General features: G+C 44.1%; 16 protein-coding genes, 1 tRNA gene and 1 other RNA gene. 13 read left to right on the plus strand and 5 right to left on the minus strand.

The genetic code is table 11. The features are described 5' to 3' along the window. Positions 1–40: 40 nt before the first annotated feature. A tRNA-Tyr gene (locus AB4138_RS23085) sits at positions 41–125 on the minus strand. A 551-nt stretch (positions 126–676) separates the two neighbouring features. Between AB4138_RS23085 and AB4138_RS23090 the strand changes: the two genes are divergently transcribed. The 3 genes from AB4138_RS23090 to AB4138_RS23100 all read left to right on the plus strand — a co-directional run bounded on the left by AB4138_RS23090 (position 677) and on the right by AB4138_RS23100 (position 5,328). Continuing rightward, positions 677–1,753 (plus strand): efflux RND transporter periplasmic adaptor subunit, encoded by a 1,077-nt coding sequence (locus AB4138_RS23090; RefSeq protein WP_372307868.1) that lies wholly within the window; start codon positions 677–679, stop codon positions 1,751–1,753. Next, positions 1,753–4,866 (plus strand): vibriobactin export RND transporter permease subunit VexH, encoded by a 3,114-nt coding sequence (gene vexH / locus AB4138_RS23095; protein ID WP_017062023.1) that lies wholly within the window; start codon positions 1,753–1,755, stop codon positions 4,864–4,866. The genes AB4138_RS23090 and vexH overlap by 1 nt, the downstream gene beginning before the upstream one ends. A gap of 141 nt (positions 4,867–5,007) precedes the next feature. Further along, the gene (locus AB4138_RS23100; protein ID WP_004736423.1) at positions 5,008–5,328 is read left to right on the plus strand and encodes a DUF1244 domain-containing protein; all 321 of its coding nucleotides are present in this window, start codon (positions 5,008–5,010) and stop codon (positions 5,326–5,328) included. Positions 5,329–5,418: 90 nt separating this feature from the next. On the opposite strand, the gene AB4138_RS23105 is transcribed toward AB4138_RS23100, so the two are convergent. After that, the gene (locus AB4138_RS23105; RefSeq protein WP_136978152.1) at positions 5,419–6,486 is read right to left on the minus strand and encodes a PLP-dependent cysteine synthase family protein; all 1,068 of its coding nucleotides are present in this window, start codon (positions 6,484–6,486) and stop codon (positions 5,419–5,421) included. A gap of 129 nt (positions 6,487–6,615) precedes the next feature. Between AB4138_RS23105 and AB4138_RS23110 the strand changes: the two genes are divergently transcribed. Then, positions 6,616–7,089, plus strand: a complete 474-nt coding sequence (locus AB4138_RS23110) for an Lrp/AsnC family transcriptional regulator (RefSeq protein ID WP_017062025.1) — start codon at positions 6,616–6,618, stop codon at positions 7,087–7,089. An 89-nt stretch (positions 7,090–7,178) separates the two neighbouring features. Further along, positions 7,179–7,844: a hypothetical protein gene (locus AB4138_RS23115; protein WP_017070264.1), complete on the plus strand. Its 666-nt coding sequence runs from the start codon at positions 7,179–7,181 to the stop codon at positions 7,842–7,844. A 133-nt stretch (positions 7,845–7,977) separates the two neighbouring features. Here AB4138_RS23115 and tesB read toward each other — a convergent pair whose 3' ends face one another. Further along, entirely contained in the window at positions 7,978–8,838 is an 861-nt protein-coding gene (tesB, locus tag AB4138_RS23120; RefSeq protein ID WP_029235187.1) for an acyl-CoA thioesterase II, read from the minus strand. A 168-nt stretch (positions 8,839–9,006) separates the two neighbouring features. On the opposite strand from tesB, the gene AB4138_RS23125 reads away from it, so the two are divergent. Then, positions 9,007–9,447: a YbaY family lipoprotein gene (locus tag AB4138_RS23125; RefSeq protein WP_017058951.1), complete on the plus strand. Its 441-nt coding sequence runs from the start codon at positions 9,007–9,009 to the stop codon at positions 9,445–9,447. A gap of 75 nt (positions 9,448–9,522) precedes the next feature. Here the strand turns inward: AB4138_RS23125 and AB4138_RS23130 are convergent, their stop codons facing one another. Beyond that, the gene (locus AB4138_RS23130) at positions 9,523–9,825 is read right to left on the minus strand and encodes an MGMT family protein (protein ID WP_017058952.1); all 303 of its coding nucleotides are present in this window, start codon (positions 9,823–9,825) and stop codon (positions 9,523–9,525) included. Between the two features lie 227 nt (positions 9,826–10,052). Between AB4138_RS23130 and AB4138_RS23135 the strand changes: the two genes are divergently transcribed. From AB4138_RS23135 to AB4138_RS23155, 5 genes are all read left to right on the plus strand, one after another. Then, positions 10,053–10,796 carry a hypothetical protein gene (locus AB4138_RS23135; protein WP_017064066.1) on the plus strand — a complete coding sequence of 248 codons (744 nt, stop codon included), beginning with the start codon at positions 10,053–10,055 and terminating at the stop codon, positions 10,794–10,796. Positions 10,797–10,992: 196 nt separating this feature from the next. Then, positions 10,993–11,089: signal recognition particle sRNA small type (gene ffs / locus AB4138_RS23140), an RNA gene on the plus strand. A gap of 193 nt (positions 11,090–11,282) precedes the next feature. Then, positions 11,283–11,909 (plus strand): TnsA endonuclease N-terminal domain-containing protein, encoded by a 627-nt coding sequence (locus tag AB4138_RS23145; protein WP_136975993.1) that lies wholly within the window; start codon positions 11,283–11,285, stop codon positions 11,907–11,909. Positions 11,910–11,915: 6 nt separating this feature from the next. Next, on the plus strand, positions 11,916–13,805 hold the full coding sequence (locus tag AB4138_RS23150; protein WP_136975991.1) for a Mu transposase C-terminal domain-containing protein: 1,890 nt from the start codon (positions 11,916–11,918) through the stop codon (positions 13,803–13,805). After that, entirely contained in the window at positions 13,805–14,791 is a 987-nt protein-coding gene (locus AB4138_RS23155) for a TniB family NTP-binding protein (RefSeq protein WP_136975989.1), read from the plus strand. Before AB4138_RS23150 ends, AB4138_RS23155 begins: the two co-directional genes overlap by 1 nt. Positions 14,792–15,030: 239 nt before the next feature. Here AB4138_RS23155 and AB4138_RS23160 read toward each other — a convergent pair whose 3' ends face one another. After that, on the minus strand, positions 15,031–15,330 hold the full coding sequence (locus AB4138_RS23160; RefSeq protein WP_136975987.1) for a helix-turn-helix domain-containing protein: 300 nt from the start codon (positions 15,328–15,330) through the stop codon (positions 15,031–15,033). Positions 15,331–15,431: 101 nt separating this feature from the next. Here AB4138_RS23160 and AB4138_RS23165 point away from each other — a divergent pair, with 101 nt between their 5' ends. Further along, on the plus strand, positions 15,432–15,977 hold the full coding sequence (locus AB4138_RS23165; protein WP_136975985.1) for a hypothetical protein: 546 nt from the start codon (positions 15,432–15,434) through the stop codon (positions 15,975–15,977). Then, the gene (locus AB4138_RS23170; RefSeq protein WP_136975983.1) at positions 15,971–17,353 is read left to right on the plus strand and encodes a DEAD/DEAH box helicase; all 1,383 of its coding nucleotides are present in this window, start codon (positions 15,971–15,973) and stop codon (positions 17,351–17,353) included. The genes AB4138_RS23165 and AB4138_RS23170 overlap by 7 nt, the downstream gene beginning before the upstream one ends. Positions 17,354–17,457: the final 104 nt, after the last annotated feature.

The raw sequence follows: 17,457 nt of genomic DNA on the forward strand, positions 1-17,457 counted from the left end.
AGGTTGTTCTCTTAACTCTTAAAAGAGGTAAGAAGAAATATGGTGGAGGGAGACGGATTCGAACCATCGAAGGCAGTGCCGGCAGATTTACAGTCTGCTCCCTTTGGCCACTCGGGAACCCCTCCAGGGTGTTTTTTCCTAACTCATAATGGATAGGCTAAAGAGATGTTTTTCCCAACGCATCTCTCAAGTGCGGAGCGCATCATAGCAAACACGCTAAACCTGTAAAGGGTTTTTCTTATGGTTTTGTGTTAAATGCTGCCTTTTTGGGCAAAGATGGCGAAAAGTACGCATATTGCTCGTGAAGTGAACATCTATACTAAGGTTTACGTACTGATAGGTAACACCTTGAGGTGACTGGCTTTCTGTATTGTGTTCAATGTGTCTAAAACATGATGAAACGTAAATGGAATTTAATCTAGATTTACACTTCTTGACGTTACAGCATTCATCAGTTGATAGAATACGGTTAATTTCATTTATAGATAATAATACCAATCGTAGTAAGTAACTTGTCATTCTAGCTTGTTAAAATGCTCGATAACTGCGTTAGAATTTTTGATTGTAGGATAACTACTTATCTAAAATGCTGCCTTGTTCTCAAGCCTTTTCCCTACGCTATTTTTGACCACTGACTCACTGTGATTGGTATAAACCTTACTTGCAGACCATTATTATGAAGCATAAATCTGTTTTAACCCTGCTTAGCTTGTCTATTCTTATGGCGTCTCCAGCCGTACTCGCTAAACGTATGGGCCCTAGCACTGTCACTGTTGTTACTGAGCAAGTTGATATTCACCAAGTTAGCCAATCTCTTTCTTTGGTAGGTAAGTTAGAAGCAGAACAATCTGTGATCATTACCTCTGAAGTAGCGGGCAGAGTTGACTCTATCAACATCAAAGCCAATCAAGATGTCACCAAAGGGCAGATGTTGGTTCAATTAGATGACGACAAAGCAAAAGCAGCAGTTGCAGAAGCGCAAGCGTATTTAAAAGACGAGAAACGTAAGCTAGCGGAATTTCAACGCCTAGTGAAACGTAACGCGATCACGCAAACTGAAATTGACGCTCAGAAAACGAACGTAGAGATCGCCAACGCTCGTTTAGCTGCTGCAAATGCCAATCTGAAAGATCTTCACATCAGCGCGCCATTCTCGGGCACTGTTGGTTTTATCGACTTTAGCCGCGGTAAAATGGTGACTGCAGGTACTGAACTCGTGACCTTAGATGACCTATCGGTAATGCAATTAGATCTGCAGATCCCGGAGCGCTACCTTTCTAAACTGTCTAAAGGTATGAAAGTAACGGCTCGCACTAGCGCATGGGGCGACACTCAGTTCACTGGTACTGTAGTAGGCATTGATTCTCGTATTAACGCTGAAACCTTGAACCTTCGAGTTCGAATCCATTTCGACAACAATAATGATTATCTAAAGCCAGGTATGTTAGTGGCGGCGGATATGGACTTCCCACCAGTGGAAGCGCCAATCATTCCAGTTCAAGCGCTTGAGTATTCAGGTACGAAGCGTTTCGTTTATGTTATCGACGAAGATAATAAAGCAACTCGTACAGAAGTTTTCCTTGGGGCACGTATCGATAACGAAGTCGTGATCGACAAAGGCATCGAAATTGGCCAGAAGATCGTGGTGCAAGGTATCGTGAACATGCGTGACGGCGTCTTGGTTCAAGAGCTTGCCGTTAATCGCCCAGCTGATGCAGCAAGTGATAAAAAAGCACAAGAAGGCGCTAACTAATGTTGTTATCTGATGTTTCTGTAAAGAGACCAGTAGCGGCCGTCGTATTGAGCCTACTATTGGTTGTGTTTGGTATTGTCTCTTTCAATAAGCTCGCGGTTCGTGAGATGCCAGATATTGAAAGCCCGGTAGTATCGATCAGTACTCGTTATGAGGGTGCGTCTGCCACCATCATTGAAAGCCAAATAACCTCCAACCTTGAAGACCAGTTATCCGGCATCAGTGGTATCGATGAGATCGAATCCACAACGCGTAACGGTATGTCGCGTATCACGATTACTTTTGAGCTTGGTTACGACCTCAATACCGGTGTGAGTGATGTTCGTGATGCTGTAGCTCGTGCGCAGCGTTCATTGCCCGATGAAGCCGACGACCCAATTGTTTATAAGAACAATGGTAGTGGTGAAGCTTCGGTCTACATCAACTTAAGTTCGACGGAGATGGACCGAACGCAGTTAACCGACTACACCGAACGTGTGTTGATTGACCGCTTTAGTTTGATTTCTGGCGTGAGCTCGGTGGATATCTCAGGTGGCTTGTACAAAGTAATGTACGTAAAGCTGAAACCTGCGCAGATGGCGGGTCGTGGCGTTACTACCTCGGACATCACTTCTGCTCTGAACAGTGAGAACATTGAAAGCCCAGGTGGTGAAGTACGTAACGATGCGATTGTGATGTCGGTTCGTACTGCTCGTTCTTACACTGAAGCGGAAGATTTCGAATATCTAGTCGTTAAACGTGCCTCTGATAACACACCTATCTACTTGAAAGACGTAGCGGATGTTTACATTGGCGCAGAAAACGAGAACTCGACCTTTAAGAGTGACGGCGTTGTTAACGTAAGCATGGGTATCGTGCCTCAGTCAGATGCGAACCCACTTGAGGTGGCTGACTTAGTCCATAAAGAAGTCGAAGCAATTCAAAAGTTCTTGCCAGACGGTACTCGTTTAGCTGTCGATTATGACTCAACAGTCTTTATTGACCGTTCAATCTCAGAGGTATACAGCACACTCTTTATCACGGGTGGCTTGGTTATCCTTGTGCTTTACATCTTTATTGGTCAAGCACGTGCAACACTTATTCCAGCGGTAACCGTACCTGTATCTCTGATCTCGTCGTTTATTGCCGCGTACTACTTCGGTTTCTCCATCAACCTGATTACCCTGATGGCACTTATCCTGTCGATTGGTTTGGTGGTCGATGATGCGATCGTGGTGGTTGAGAACATTTTCCACCATATCGAACGTGGTGAGTCACCGCTGCTTGCTGCCTATAAAGGTACTCGTGAAGTAGGCTTCGCGGTAATCGCAACAACGCTTGTATTGGTAATGGTATTCCTACCAATCTCGTTCATGGACGGCATGGTTGGCCTATTGTTTACCGAGTTTTCTGTATTGCTTGCGATGTCGGTGATCTTCTCGTCGCTAGTCGCATTAACGCTAACGCCAGTGCTAGGCAGTAAGATCCTTAAAGCGAACGTTAAACCAAACCGTTTCAATTTGTTTGTCGAGCGCGTATTTGGCAAGCTTGAGTCTGGATACCGCGCGGTATTGCGCCGTGCTCTTAACTGGCGTTGGGCCGCTCCAATCATCATTATCGCGTGTATGGGCGGTAGTTATGGCTTGATGCAACAAGTGCCGTCGCAACTGACGCCACAAGAAGACCGTGGTGTTATATTTGCGTTTGTTCGTGGTGCCGATGCAACCAGTTACAACCGTATGTCTGCCAACATGGACATCGTTGAAGAACGCTTAATGCCATTGCTTGGTCAGGGCTTCTTGAAGTCATTCAGTATTCAATCACCAGCGTTTGGTGGTAATGCGGGTGACCAAACGGGCTTCGTAATCATGATCCTAGAAGACTGGGATGAGCGTGACGTTACCGCACAAGAAGCGTTGAACGAAGTTCGTAAATCGTTGAACGGCATTCCAGATGTGCGTGTATTCCCGTTCATGCCGGGCTTCAAAGGTGGTTCAAGTGAGCCTGTTCAATTCGTACTTGGCGGTTCTGATTACTCTGAACTTCAGAAGTGGGCAGAGCTCTTAAAGCAAGCGGCTGAAGATTCTCCAATGATGGAAGGCGCGGACATCGATTACTCTGAGAAAACACCAGAGCTATTGGTAACCGTAGATAAGCAGCGTGCAGCAGAGCTAGGTGTTAGCGTTTCAGACATTTCAGATACGTTAGAAATCATGCTTGGCGGCCGCAGTGAAACGACCTTCGTTGACCGTGGTGAAGAGTACGACGTGTATCTGCGTGGTGATGAAAACAGCTTCAACAACGCGAACGATCTAAGCCAAATCTACATGCGAACTCAGTCTGGTGAGCTGGTTACACTTGATACGCTGACGCACATTGAAGAAGTGGCTTCATCGATTCGTTTGTCGCACTACAACAAGCAGAAATCGGTGACCATTAAAGCGAACCTAATGGAAGGTTACACGCTGGGTGACGCGCTCGATTTCCTTGATGAACAAGCGATTGAACAGCTACCGGGTGATATTTCAGTGAGCTACTCTGGCGAGTCAAAAGACTTTAAAGAGAACCAATCAAGTATCCTAGTGGTGTTTGCGCTAGCGATGCTGGTCGCATACTTGGTACTGGCCGCGCAGTTTGAAAGCTTCATTAACCCGCTGGTGGTGATGTTCACCGTACCTATGGGTATCTTCGGTGGCTTCTTAGGCTTGGTGCTGATGAGTCAAGGGCTCAACGTCTACAGCCAGATTGGTATGATCATGTTGATCGGTATGGTAACCAAAAACGGTATCTTGATCGTAGAGTTTGCTAACCAACTTCGTGACCGTGGTATTGAGTTTGAAAAGGCGATCATTGATGCTTCTGCTCGACGCTTACGTCCAATCATGATGACGGCATTCACGACGCTGGCTGGTGCAATTCCATTGATTACTTCAACGGGCGCAGGCTATGAAAGCCGAGTGGCTGTGGGTACGGTTATCTTCTTCGGTATGGGCTTCGCGACATTGGTAACTCTGTTCGTTATCCCTGCGATGTACCGACTGATTTCTGGCTCAACACGTTCTCCGGGTCACGTGGAAGCGGAACTTAATAAAGAGCTTAGCCATGACAACGTGGGAAGAACCAGTCACGGTTAATGAACACGCACGATTAATGAACACGGAATAGTGTAACAATATTGAAAAGCCTGCGTTTGCTCCTAGCGAATTGCAGGCTTTTTTTGTATAACAAACAGAGCTCAACGAATTAATACAATAGATCGAATAAAGGAAAGTAAAGTGGCTGAATTTAAATACAAAGATCTTTCTCAAGAAGAACAAGATAAGCTGGATGCAGCAACCTTTCGTCGCCTGCTAGCACACCTAGATAACAATAAAGATGTGCAGAACATCGATCTGATGATCTTGGCTGGCTTCTGCCGAAACTGTTTCAGTAAATGGTACAAAGCGGAAGCAGAGCAACAAGGCTTAGACTTGGATATCGATGACGCTCGTGAGCGTGTATACGGCATGACTTACGATGAGTGGAAACAAAACCATCAACCAAAAGCGACGCCTGAACAACTCGCGGCATTTGAAGCGAAGCAGAAGCCAGAGTAATTTGTTCTCGTTAGTGGCTGACTAATAGAATGAATAAAAAAAAAGAGCCCATCAAGGGCTCTTTTCTATTTCGAACTATCGGTTTTGAACTTAAGCCAACTCACCCGTTTGCGAGAAAGCTTCTAACTTCGCTGCATAAGGTTGTAGGTCACCGATATTCAGATTTACCCACTCGTCATTGAAGTAAGTATCTAGGTAACGCTCACCACTGTCACACAGTAAAGTCACGATAGAACCTTTTTCTCCACGTGCTTTCATTTCACTGGCTAATTGAAGCACACCGTACATGTTAGTCCCGGTTGATGCGCCGACCTTGCGACCAAGAATGTCAGATAACCAATGTGTCGTTGCGATACTTGCTGCGTCTGGGATTTTACGCATTTCGTCAACCACACCAGGAATGAAGCTTGGTTCCGCTCGTGGGCGACCAATGCCTTCAATCTTGCTGAATGTACTACATTTCACGTTCGCATTGCCTGTTTGGAAGTATTCGTGGAATACAGAGTTCTCAGGGTCCACAACACAAAGCTTAGTTTCATGTTGTTGGTAGCGAATGAAACGGCCAATCGTCGCTGAAGTACCGCCAGTACCTGGGCTCATTACTACCCAAGCCGGAACTGGGTGATCTTCCATCTGCATTTGATTGAAAATCGAGTTCGCGATGTTGTTGTTACCACGCCAGTCGGTTGCGCGCTCAGCGTAAGTAAATTGATCCATGTAGTGACCATTCAATTCTTCTGCTAAACGGCGAGACTCATCGTAAATTTCATCTGAGCGGTCCACAAGATGCGCTTGGCCGCCGTAGAATTCAATTTGCTCGATCTTTTTCTTCGCTGTGCATTTTGGCATTACCGCGATAAATGGAAGGCCAAGTAGGCGAGCGAAGTAAGCTTCAGACACCGCAGTACTGCCCGATGAAGATTCAATGATCGTGGTTTCTGGGCCAACCCAACCGTTACAGATAGCGTATAAGAAGAGAGAACGCGCTAAACGGTGCTTTAAAGAGCCTGTAGGGTGTGTGCTTTCATCTTTAAGGTAAACATCAATGCCTTCGATACTTGGTAGATCGAGCTTGATAAGGTGCGTATCCGCTGAGCGTTGGTAGTCCGCTTCAATTTTACGAATCGCGTTGTTAATCCATTGATGGTCAGTGCACATAAACGTTCTCCTGATCGAGTGTAGGAATTCTTTGTAATTGGTATGGTTCTAATTTATCTATAATCGGAGAGAAAAACTTTGCCATATTTGCTTTGTTTTGCTTAAATTGTAGAAAATTATTCTCTTTAAATGCGATTTGGTGAAAGTGTGATAGATGCCGTAGATAAAAAAATATTAGGGTTACTGCAAGAAGACAGCACCCTGTCATTGAACGATATTTCTGAAGCGGTCAATCTCACTACAACGCCTTGTTGGAAAAGGCTTAAGCGCCTCGAAGAGAACGGCATTATTGAGAAAAGAGTTGCACTGCTGAACCCGGAAAAACTGGATCTTTCCTTTACTGCGTTCGTATTGGTGAAAACCAGTGATCATTCTCATGAGTGGTATGGTCGTTTTGTGAATACTGTGTCGGAATTTCCAGAAGTGATGGAGTTCTATCGCATGGCTGGCGAATATGATTATATGATGAAGGTTCAGGTTAAAGACATGAAGTGCTTTGATGATTTCTATAAGCGCTTGGTGAATAGCATTGATGGTATCTCTAATGTGACCTCGACGTTTGCGATGGAACCATTGAAGTACACGACAGCATTGCCGCTTTAAGCTGCGCCTAGTAATAGATTAACTATCGCTTTAGTTTAACTATCTTCTCAGTTTAGATCTCGTCTCTGCGATAAAGAAAAGGATTATTCATGTTTGCAAAAGTATCTACCGCTATCCAGCTGGTACTGGCGGTCGCCATTTTTTACTTGGGTTACACCATCTACTCATTGACTAATAAAGTCGGTGAAATCGTTGATACTTACCCGCAAGTTATCGAAGACATATCGGGCCTCACCAAAGGGCTCAAAGTAGAAGAGCTATTAGCGCTTGCAGAACATGTCAGCGATCTTGCTCCTCAGGTGTTAAACACTGTCGAAGAAGTTAGAAAGACGATCGATGATGTGAATCAAACCGTAGCCTCGGTCGACAACAAAATCCCTGCGATATTAGATGAAGTGAAAAATGTTCGAACGGAAGTCGAGCAGGTAAGAACCGATGTTATTCCACCAACATTAACTGAATTAAAGAGATACCGCGTAGACGTAATGCCACCAATGCTCGCTGAAAGTAAGTCTTACCGCGAACAGACTATTCCTGTCATCGTCACGGAATCTGAAATGCTACGAGCGGAAGTCCCAGGTATTTTGGCACAAGCTAATTTGTTAGCTGATAAGAGTAAGGAACTCGCTCAGGGAGCCGCTGAGGGCGCGGTGAAAGGCGTAGTGTTATCGCCATTTAACCTTCTACGAGACGCAGGTGATGGCATTAAAACGCGAGTTCAAGGCGAGTTTGAGCCAACGTTAGAAGTTGAGTAGGTTTTATTGATTTTTGCGTGACGAGTTTTCTTAAGCGTCATTAAAGAAAGAGGCTAGGTATTAAACCTAGCCTCTTTTTGTTTGTGCGTATTTGGGGCTTGTAAGAAGCGTTTATCCGCTATTTATTTGAGTGCTATTTAGTAAAACGCATCACACCTTCTTGTACTGCTGTCGCTACCAGCTCACCTTTCTGGTTGAAGATCTCGCCGCGCACTAGGCCGCGAGTGTTCGCTGCCGTTGGGCTTTCAATCGCATAAAGCAGCCATTCGTCCATTTTGAATGGGCGGTGGAACCAGATTGAGTGGTCAATCGTCGCCACTTGAAAATTTGGCGTCATGATAGAGACTTCATGTGGGTGAAGCGCCGTCACTAAGAATCCCCAATCCGATGCGTAGGCAAGCAGGTATTGGTGGATCAAGTGGTTGTCTGGCATCGCGCCATTCGCTCTTACCCAAAGGTATTGTTTCGCTTCCGTCTTCTTAGGTTTCAGTGGGTTTACCACCGTCACCGGACGCATCTCAATCGGCTTTTCGCCACAGAAGGTTTTGCGCAGTTTCTCTGGTAAGAATTCCGCAATGTGGCTCGCTAATTCAGTTTCTGAGGCAAAGTTCTCTGGTCCCGGAATATCAGGCATTGAAATCTGGTGCTCAAACCCTGGCGCATCGCCATGATAAGAAGCAGTGAGATAGAAAATAGGGCGGCCATTTTGAATCGCTTTTACACGGCGTGTGCTAAAGCTGCGTCCATCTCGTAGGTTCTCAACATCGTAAATGATTGGCTTTTCAGGATCGCCGGGAAACAGAAAATAACTGTGGAACGAGTGAACACTACGGTCGTCTTGAACGGTATAACGAGCAGCAGAAAGCGCTTGTCCCAATACCTGACCGCCGTATACCTGTGGTAGGCCTAGGTTCTCACTTTGCCCACGGAATAAACCTTCTTCCAGTTTTTCTAGCTGAAGTAAACTTAGTAATTCTTGTAAAGGTTGACTCATCGCCAGCATTCCTCTTCGTAAAATGGGTGTCAGATTATGGTGTTAATCATTTAGCTTAGTCAGATATCTGTCAATAAATCATAGGGTTTCAAGACAGAATATGAAAGCTCTCTTATAATTGGTGAGTAGATTTGCCGAGTCCGGCAAACATGTTGAGAGAAATTGAATATGAAAAAGGCTCTAATTCTTATTACGTCTTTAGTATCGTTTGGCCTACTTGTTGGTTGCCAAGCAACATCAGAAACGAGCGCTTCTCAAGAAGTGGTTGCAGAGAACACTCAAGTGATTTCAGGAACAGTAAGCTACCGTGAAAGAATTGCATTGCCAGAGAATGCAGTGGTTACCGTTACGCTAGAAGATATCTCACTGGCTGATGCACCATCGACGGTTATCGCAACTCAAGAGTTCACCACAGACGGTAAGCAAGTACCGTTCGCATTCGAGCTGAGCTACGACAACGACAAAATTAAAGCTAACCACCGTTACAACATGCGCGCATCGATTCATGTTGACGGTAAACTGCGTTTCATAACGGACACGATTAAGTCAGTAATTACTGATGTAGAAAATACACAGCAAGCAGACCTACGTTTGGTTGGTGTTCGTTAATCAGAAATCGATGCCACTGTTAAGGCATCTTGATTGGCTTAACTTAGCCAGTTGAATTGACGATTAGTGGCAGCTCTAGGGCTGCCATTTGTATATTCTGAGTTTAACTTTTCCTGCATCACTCACCTCAACCCCTTCTTTAACCAAATGCTGCTTTTGTCTGTCGAACGAATCAGCCTTTAAAGATATTTCACCCTTGCTGTTTATCACTCGATACCAAGGCAGTTTGCTACCTTCTGGCAGGTTACCCAGCGCTTTACCAACATGGCGCGCATAGCCCGGAAATCCTGAAAAACGTGCTATGTCTCCATAAGTTGTTACTTTCCCATATGGAATTTGGTGAATCACAGCAAAGATTTGGCTTAAAAATTGGTCCATACTAAATGTTCCTAGTTCATAAATACCAATCACAGTAAGTAAGTGTTCAAAAATAGCGCAGGGAAAAAGCTTGAGAGCAAGGCCGCTCTTTTTGATAAGAAGTTTTGATAAGTAGTTATTCTACAATCAAAAAATCTAACGAGGTTATCGAGTTTTTTAACAAGCTAGGGTGACCAGTTAATTACTACGATTGGTATGGTACCACGGATCGGTAGAAGGAGAGGGCTATGGTATTTACAACGTTTCAGTTCTTGATCACCACATTATTAGCGGTTGTTTGCGCGAGAGCAATCAGTTTAAGTGAGGGAGATATCCCGGTGCTTGCAATGGTAATTCCTGCTTTATGGATTTTACCGCAGGGGGGCATAGCAGGATTAGCTTTGCTTGTTTCCATGACCACTTATGGTCTAACCCTTCCTTTGCAGCCTATCACGCTGTCTGTCAGTGCGTGGGTACTATTCCCGTTATTGATGGTGGTCTTCTCAAGACGCAGTAGTTTGTCGGTCGTGATTATTTCCGGCTTGATTGTGACTACTTTGCAGGTCGGGATCATGGTGACACAATCAGCAGGCAAGCTTGAAGGTGTCCCGTGGGTTACCACACTTCAAACCTTATCAATCATCGTGATTTGGTGGGCGGCAAATCATCTTAAGCCTGCCAGCCGACACAGCTGGTGGTCATTAGGCTTAATACTTCCATTATGGATAGCCGATTTACCTTATGCCGCTTTGGTTGCCTTGTGTGTAACGGGCATCATGGCATCGATGGAAACGCTGACGCGCTTGAAAACCTTCCGCTGGAATAAACTACTGTGTTGGACACTGCCAACGGTCGGTTTTGCGGCTCTGGTGATTACTCCAAGCATCGAAGTACCGAGCCCAGTCTTTGTGGTGTGGTTGTGTCTATTAGGTACCGCGTGGATGACAGACTACATCATTCGCACAGAAGATAACGAAGACATCGATATCTAGTACTCCAGCAATCCAAACCTTCCAAATGCAGGTAAATGGTGAATTTACCTGCGATTTTCTAATGGTTTGAATAAAGGATAAGCACTTAGACCGCAATTGTTCAAAAATAGGGTGGAAGGGCTTGCAATGGTTGCTGTGATGCTTAATAATCCAATCACTCTTTGAGGCAAGCCTCTTAGAAAACGAATCTATGGGGGCCTGGTCCTCCCGCAACAATAGCTCGTGAACTCGGTCAGGCCTGGAAGGGAGCAGCCGCAGCGAGTGACTTGTGTGCCGGGATGTGGCTGGGTTCCCACCCCTTAATGAAGCCTGCAATATATGTTATATCTATAGCATTGATATATGTACTAATTGCAGTATTCCGCCTTTAAAAGCCAGTCTGGATAAAACCAGAAAATGTCATATCAGTACCAGAAAATGGCAATCTAGTACAAAAAAGTGTCCTATACTCAAAACGGTTGTAATTTTACATCGTTGAGGGACGTTATGTATGTACGTAATCTAAGAAAGCCAAGTCCTACCAAAAACGTCATCAAGTTCTCTAGTCCTAAAAATAACGACATGATTCTGTGTGAAAGTCGTTTGGAGTTTGATGCCTGCTTTCACCTCGAGTACTCCAAAGACGTCATTTCGTTCAGTAGTCAACCAACCGGTTTTTACTATGAGCTTGACGGTAAAAACAATCCTTATACACCTGATTTTTTGGTTCATCTTCGTGATGGAAGCCGTCAGTATTGGGAAGTTAAGCCACGACATGTAGCGCAGAAGCCAGAATTTCAATTGAAATTCATGGCCCAGCAAAGTGCGGCGATAGCACTTGGAGAAACCTTGAACTTAGTTACTAGTCGTCAGATACGTTTGAATCCTATCCTGAATAACCTAAAACTCATGCATGCCTATCATGGCTTTTATCAAATAACCAAGCTTCAAACTGATATCATCGCACTTGTCTGGCGTTTAGGAGCAGTACCCCTCCAAGGTGTAGCGTTGGAACTCGATCTTCCGCTAGCTGAGGCAAAATCTTCGGTATTGCCATTACTGGCGAAAGGAGAACTAGTCGCAGACTTAAAAAGTGCAGTGTTTGGTACGGAGACGGTGCTAACAGTGGGGTAAAAAACAATGTCTATTGGCCCTTTTGATGATGAATCTGAATCAATTCGTAATGTACAAGTTAGCTTGGAAGAACAACGAGAAGATGAACATAATACTCTGAAATATCGGAGCCTTTCTGATTCAAAACTAATAGAGCGGGATTTAAGCTCTTACCCTGAAGAGCAGCAAAACATTGCTTTGCAGCGATACAAGCTCATCTCCCTAATAGCGAAAGATAACAACCATGGGTGGTCGCCCACTACGCTCAATCCACTTATAAGCAAACATTTCGAAGCATGTGGTTTGTCGAAAAAGCCTAGCTCTAGGACTGTTTGCCGGTGGCGTGCAGCGTTTAATGAAAGCGGTGGTGATATAAAGTCCTTGGTCAACCGTCATCACGATAAAGGTAGCAAAGAGAAAAAGGTTGTTGGTGATGAGAAGTACTTTGAAGAGGCACTGGAGCGTTTTTTAACGTCAACACGCCCATCCTATGCCAAAGCATATGAGTTCTATTCAGATAGTATCATCCTCGCAAATGAGACAATTGTTGAGGGTAAGATCTCTAAGCTGACGTACGAAGGGTTTAAAAAACGACTAAAGTCTTTACCTCCATACATGGTGGCGGTGGGTCGTTATGGGCAATATTTTGCCGACCTTTGGTTCAGGTATTTTGATGCTCACGAGCCCCCAACAAGAGTTTTGCAACGTGTTGAAATCGATCACACCCCCCTAGATGTTATTTTAATAGATGACGAGTTACTTGTTCCTTTGGGCCGCCCTTACTTAACTTTGCTGGTTGATGTCTTCAGTGGTTGTATTATTGGTTACCACATTGGCTTTAAAGCCCCAAGTTATGTGTCTGTGTCAAAAGCTATTATCAACAGTGTTAAGCCCAAAAATGACCTAGTTACTAAGGGTTTCGAGTTAAATAATCGTTGGGATTGTCATGGCAAAATTGAGACTTTAGTCGTCGATAATGGGGCGGAGTTTTGGTCAAAGAGTTTAGAGAAAGCGTGTTTAGAGTCAGGTATACACATTGATTACAATAAAGTGCGTCGCCCCTGGTTGAAGCCATTTGTTGAAAGAGCTTTTGGCAAGATCAATGAGATGTTTCTGATGACTATACCCGGTAAAACATTCTCAAATACTATTGAAAAAGCTGATTACAACCCTACAAAAGACGCTGTTGTTAGGTTTTCTGTGTTTTGCGAAGAGTTCTTGAGGTGGGTCGTTGATGTTCATAATGTTAAGCCTGATCAGCGAATGTCTCGCATACCATCACTCTATTGGCAACAAAGTGTCGATTCTATAAAACCACTAGAACTCGCGATTGAAGACGAACAGCATTTCACAGTAGTGATGGGAATAGCGGATGAAAGAAAGCTTACTTCTCTGGGGATAACCTACGAGCATTTGCAATACGACTGCCGAGCGTTATCTGACTATCGAAAGCAATACCCACAGAAGAAAGCCTCTAAGAAGCATATCAAAATAGACCCGGACGATTTATCGAGCATCTATATTTTTCTTGATGAGCTTGGTGGTTACCTTGAGGTGCCGGCAAAAGATCCAGTTGGTTACACGAAAAAGCTTAGTCTAGAAGTACACCGAACATTGGTTGCTGCTCATCGGAAGTACATAGATACTCAAATTGATATCGTTGGTTTAGCCAAGGCTCGTATGGCATTGCATAAGCGAATTCTTGCAGAACAAGAGAATGGTAAGCAGCGAGGTCTCGTCAGTGTTAATCAGAAACACGCCAAAAAATTGGCTGCTCATAAGGGTATATCTAGCGATAAACCTGGCACGATTGAAGAAAATAAAATCCCAGAAACTAATGCCTCACAGCCAGGGAAGGTCTCTGCGATCTCATTATGGAATCAATCGAGAGACAAACTACATAAGCGAGGGGAGTAATGACCGAAAACGGTGAGTTAAGAGCGTTCTATGACTCTTACATAGTGCTTCCCCATTTAAATACGGTCATTAGTGATCTCGATTGGCTCAGATTACGGGGCCGATCTGGTGGCTCGGTACCTTCAATGATAATAATGGGTGATTCTGGCTCTGGTAAGTCTGCCTTGCTGGATTATTATATCAATACTCATCTTAGGAACGGCTCTCGGCAGGTATTATTGACGCGGGTTAGGCCTACACTGCTAGAAACATTAAAATGGATGAATTATGAACTTGGACGTAAGAACTCGCGTGCAAAACCTTGTGACTATGGGTTAACTGACTCAGTGATAAGATTGTTAAAGCAGTCTGATGTTGAGTTAATCATCATTGATGAGTGTCAGGAGCTAATTCAAAGCCGACGTCAGAAAGAGCGCCAGGATGTTAACGATAGACTTAAGTTTATCAGTGAAAGTACAAAAAAACCGATAGTGTGGGTGGGGTTACCTTGCTCCAAGCACCTACTTTCCGACGGGCAGTGGGAATCTCGAGCTAAGGTTGTGTATCAACTGCCTTATTTTAAATTGAGTCATGAAGCGAGTAGAGATAGTTTCGTTAAGTTATTGGATCTTTTTGACAAAATTCTACCAATACCGTCTTTTGAAACTCTAAGCTCCCCTCAAGTCGGCTTTCCACTGTTTGCAGCCTCACGAGGCGAGATGCGAGCTCTTAAAGAGCTAATTGGCGCAGCGCTTTCGGAGGCACTTTCTGAGGGGAGCAGTTCATTGAGGTTGGAACATTTTGCCGTTGCGTGGGAGAGATTTAATAGGCAACGTAGCGTCAGCGATGAGAACCCTTTTGAGGTTGATATGGTTGATGATCTTAAAGTTAGTGAGATTGAGGCTCATACTGATTTCGAGTTAGATAGTGAAACGGATACATTGGTACAAACTGAGCGTATTTTTTCTGATGCTACATCGCTGGCAAAACTTCTTACCAAGAGCTGATGCAATTTAATAGACAAATGTCTGTTATATCGAACTTTTGATTTTAAGTACCCAGATGTAACAAGCAACCCCTTCAGTTGTCCTCTTGAGGAGATAGAGATTGTTGAGTTAGCGATAGAGACAGACTACAACTATCTAGCCAAGTCCAAAGAAGGTGGCTGATAAATCAATCATTCACAGGCATTTTACCTATTGAGCTTCTTTTAAGTAAAAAAACGTTGAGATTGCTCTAGTCGTTGTTACTTTATCTTGTCTATCAAAGCAGCTTTGTCTTCATCACTTAGCTTGTCTATGATACAAGCCAATTCCGCACTCAATTCGCTCCTACAGAAAAAGTAGTTTAGCGGCACATCTAATTCTTCAGCCATACGTTCAAGCGTACCAATATCGGGTACATGCCTGCCTTTCTCGTAATGATTCATACGACCGCTAGCAGAACTCTGCTCCATACCAATTTTCACCCCTAAATCTTTTTGGGTGATCTTGGCTTTTTTACGCGCAGCTTTGAGCCTCGCTGGGATTGGGTTGTCTTTTTGCACTTACACATTTCTTTTCAACCTTTAGATAACTTAGATTGTCTAAGTTTTACTGATTTTTGTATACTTAGCAATCCTAAGTTTTTATTACCTGTAAGAGTCACATGAAGAAAGTAACCAGAATTAACCCTCACATGTTTAACCTATTGATTGAAAAAGGGATGGATAATTTCTCCGTCACAGAAGCTAGAGATGCTTTGCTAAACAGTGCTTCAGCCTTCTCGAGCAAGGACGATGCGCGGAAGTATGTTTATAAGCAACTTTTATCATTTGAGGAGAAAGGCTGGCTTTCTGTTATTGGGGCTCGTAGAGACAAACGTTACCATCAAACTAACGAATTCAAAGCGCTCACAATTGAGCCTAGAGTGGCTAGAAATAGGAAAACTAAAGTCGATTCAATAGCTGTTCAAACTTCGGAGTACTCTCTAAATGCATTAGAGCAAGAGAAGAAACAGCATGAAGGCGAACTGGCGATTACTCTAGGCGAGATTGAGGAATACCAATCGTTGTTAACGCGTTTCCCAAACAACAAGCAAGATATGCAGCCGCTATTTAATGCAGCAAGAGAACGCTCAGCCAAGCTATTAGGCAGAATTAATGCACTAACCAACTGGATGCAAGTCGCCCAAAGTAAGGTTCCTCAATGTTAAGAGCATGGCAAGCCGAGTGTGCAGCTCAAGCTATCGAGAAATTCACTTCAAACAAGCATTCACACTTCTTCTGCCAAGCGACCCCAGGTGCTGGTAAAACCGTTATGGCCGCCGAGGTCGCGAGTCGGTTATTTGAACAAGGCATGATTGACCTAGTGCTGTGTTTCTCTCCCTCTCTGACTGTTGCAGAAGGGATGCAAAAGACCTTTTCATGGAAGCTCGAATGTTCCTTTAATGGAGGTTTGGGTTCCCTTGGGGGCTCTTACACCTACCAATCCATCCGTTTTTTGGATGAAAACTTTTGGAGCACCGTCAGTAAGTATCGAGTACTAGTGGTATTTGATGAGATCCACCATTGTTCGTTTGATGACGAGGGGCGGTCAAACTCATGGGGGCTAGAAATTGTCTCGAAGATCCAAGGCTTTGCTCATTATACTTTGGCGCTGTCGGGCACTCCTTGGCGTTCTGATCGGCTACCGATTGTCATGGCCGAGTATTCTGATCCTGATGGCAAGGTTGTTTGCGATTACCAATACGGCTTGCAACAGGCTGTTGAAGACGAAGTATGCCGCCGCCCTAAAATCGTTTTAATCGATAATGAACACCTGAGTGTTAAGGCTGGCAGTGACAATCAACACTTCGCCTCTATTCTTGACTGTCTTAAACAATCTGATGTGTCTTACCAAAGCGTCATTCACAATGAAGACGCTATGAATTACATATTAAATAGTGGTTGCCAAAAGCTAGCGCAGATAAGGCAAGAGTCCCCAAATGCTGGAGGCTTAGTGGTTGCATCTTCTATTAAGCACGCTAAAGACATTCAAAAGCGACTTGTTGAGCACTTTAATCAATCAGCGTGCATCGTGACTTATCACCATGACAATCCGTTACACGAAATAGAGTCGTTTCGTCACTCAACAGTTCAGTGGATAGTCAGTGTCGGGATGATAAGTGAAGGAACGGATATTCCTAGGCTTCAAGTATGCTGCCACATGAGTTCGGTAAAAACGGAACTCTATTTTAGACAAGTCCTTGGGCGAATTTTAAGAATCAATGATTCCCCCAACCAAGAAGCGTGGTTGTATACCTTTGCCGAAGAAAGTTTGATTGGGTTTGCTGAAAGAATTGAGCAGGATATTCCTGATAGCTGCATGTACATTAAACAAGATAACAACGTACCGAGTGGTGTTGATGAAATACGCCTGCAGTCAAGCACTGTATCGGAAAGCGTTCAATCTAATCGACCCCAACCAAGCTTACTTAGTTGGGGAGAAACTTCAGATATGATGAATTCAAATAATGCAGGGTTCACTTTAGCATTTGATGAACTGAGGTTAGGCCAATTTAAACAGCGAGTGATCGCTGCATTTATCTAAATAGATTCCGCTTCAATCTCTTTCAGTGTTTTGCCTGTAGCACTTCTCCAGTAATCGGGTCCGCTGTAAGGGTAACCAAGTAGTTGCGTATTTCGGTGATTGCG

The organism is Vibrio sp. 10N.286.52.C3 (assembly GCF_041468865.1).
Taxonomy (GTDB): domain Bacteria; phylum Pseudomonadota; class Gammaproteobacteria; order Enterobacterales; family Vibrionaceae; genus Vibrio; species Vibrio crassostreae_C.

What these genes read in the sequence shown, in the direction of transcription:
- AB4138_RS23090 (WP_372307868.1), top strand. Translation starts at nt 677, where the DNA reads ATGAAGCATAAATCTGTTTTAACCCTGCTTAGCTTGTCTATTCTTATG.
- vexH (WP_017062023.1), top strand. Translation starts at nt 1,753, where the DNA reads ATGTTGTTATCTGATGTTTCTGTAAAGAGACCAGTAGCGGCCGTCGTA.
- AB4138_RS23105 (WP_136978152.1), bottom strand. Translation starts at nt 6,486, where the DNA reads ATGTGCACTGACCATCAATGGATTAACAACGCGATTCGTAAAATTGAA.
- AB4138_RS23110 (WP_017062025.1), top strand. Translation starts at nt 6,616, where the DNA reads ATGCGATTTGGTGAAAGTGTGATAGATGCCGTAGATAAAAAAATATTA.
- AB4138_RS23115 (WP_017070264.1), top strand. Translation starts at nt 7,179, where the DNA reads ATGTTTGCAAAAGTATCTACCGCTATCCAGCTGGTACTGGCGGTCGCC.
- tesB (WP_029235187.1), bottom strand. Translation starts at nt 8,838, where the DNA reads ATGAGTCAACCTTTACAAGAATTACTAAGTTTACTTCAGCTAGAAAAA.
- AB4138_RS23125 (WP_017058951.1), top strand. Translation starts at nt 9,007, where the DNA reads ATGAAAAAGGCTCTAATTCTTATTACGTCTTTAGTATCGTTTGGCCTA.
- AB4138_RS23130 (WP_017058952.1), bottom strand. Translation starts at nt 9,825, where the DNA reads ATGGACCAATTTTTAAGCCAAATCTTTGCTGTGATTCACCAAATTCCA.
- AB4138_RS23135 (WP_017064066.1), top strand. Translation starts at nt 10,053, where the DNA reads ATGGTATTTACAACGTTTCAGTTCTTGATCACCACATTATTAGCGGTT.
- AB4138_RS23145 (WP_136975993.1), top strand. Translation starts at nt 11,283, where the DNA reads ATGTATGTACGTAATCTAAGAAAGCCAAGTCCTACCAAAAACGTCATC.
- AB4138_RS23150 (WP_136975991.1), top strand. Translation starts at nt 11,916, where the DNA reads ATGTCTATTGGCCCTTTTGATGATGAATCTGAATCAATTCGTAATGTA.
- AB4138_RS23155 (WP_136975989.1), top strand. Translation starts at nt 13,805, where the DNA reads ATGACCGAAAACGGTGAGTTAAGAGCGTTCTATGACTCTTACATAGTG.
- AB4138_RS23165 (WP_136975985.1), top strand. Translation starts at nt 15,432, where the DNA reads ATGAAGAAAGTAACCAGAATTAACCCTCACATGTTTAACCTATTGATT.
- AB4138_RS23170 (WP_136975983.1), top strand. Translation starts at nt 15,971, where the DNA reads ATGTTAAGAGCATGGCAAGCCGAGTGTGCAGCTCAAGCTATCGAGAAA.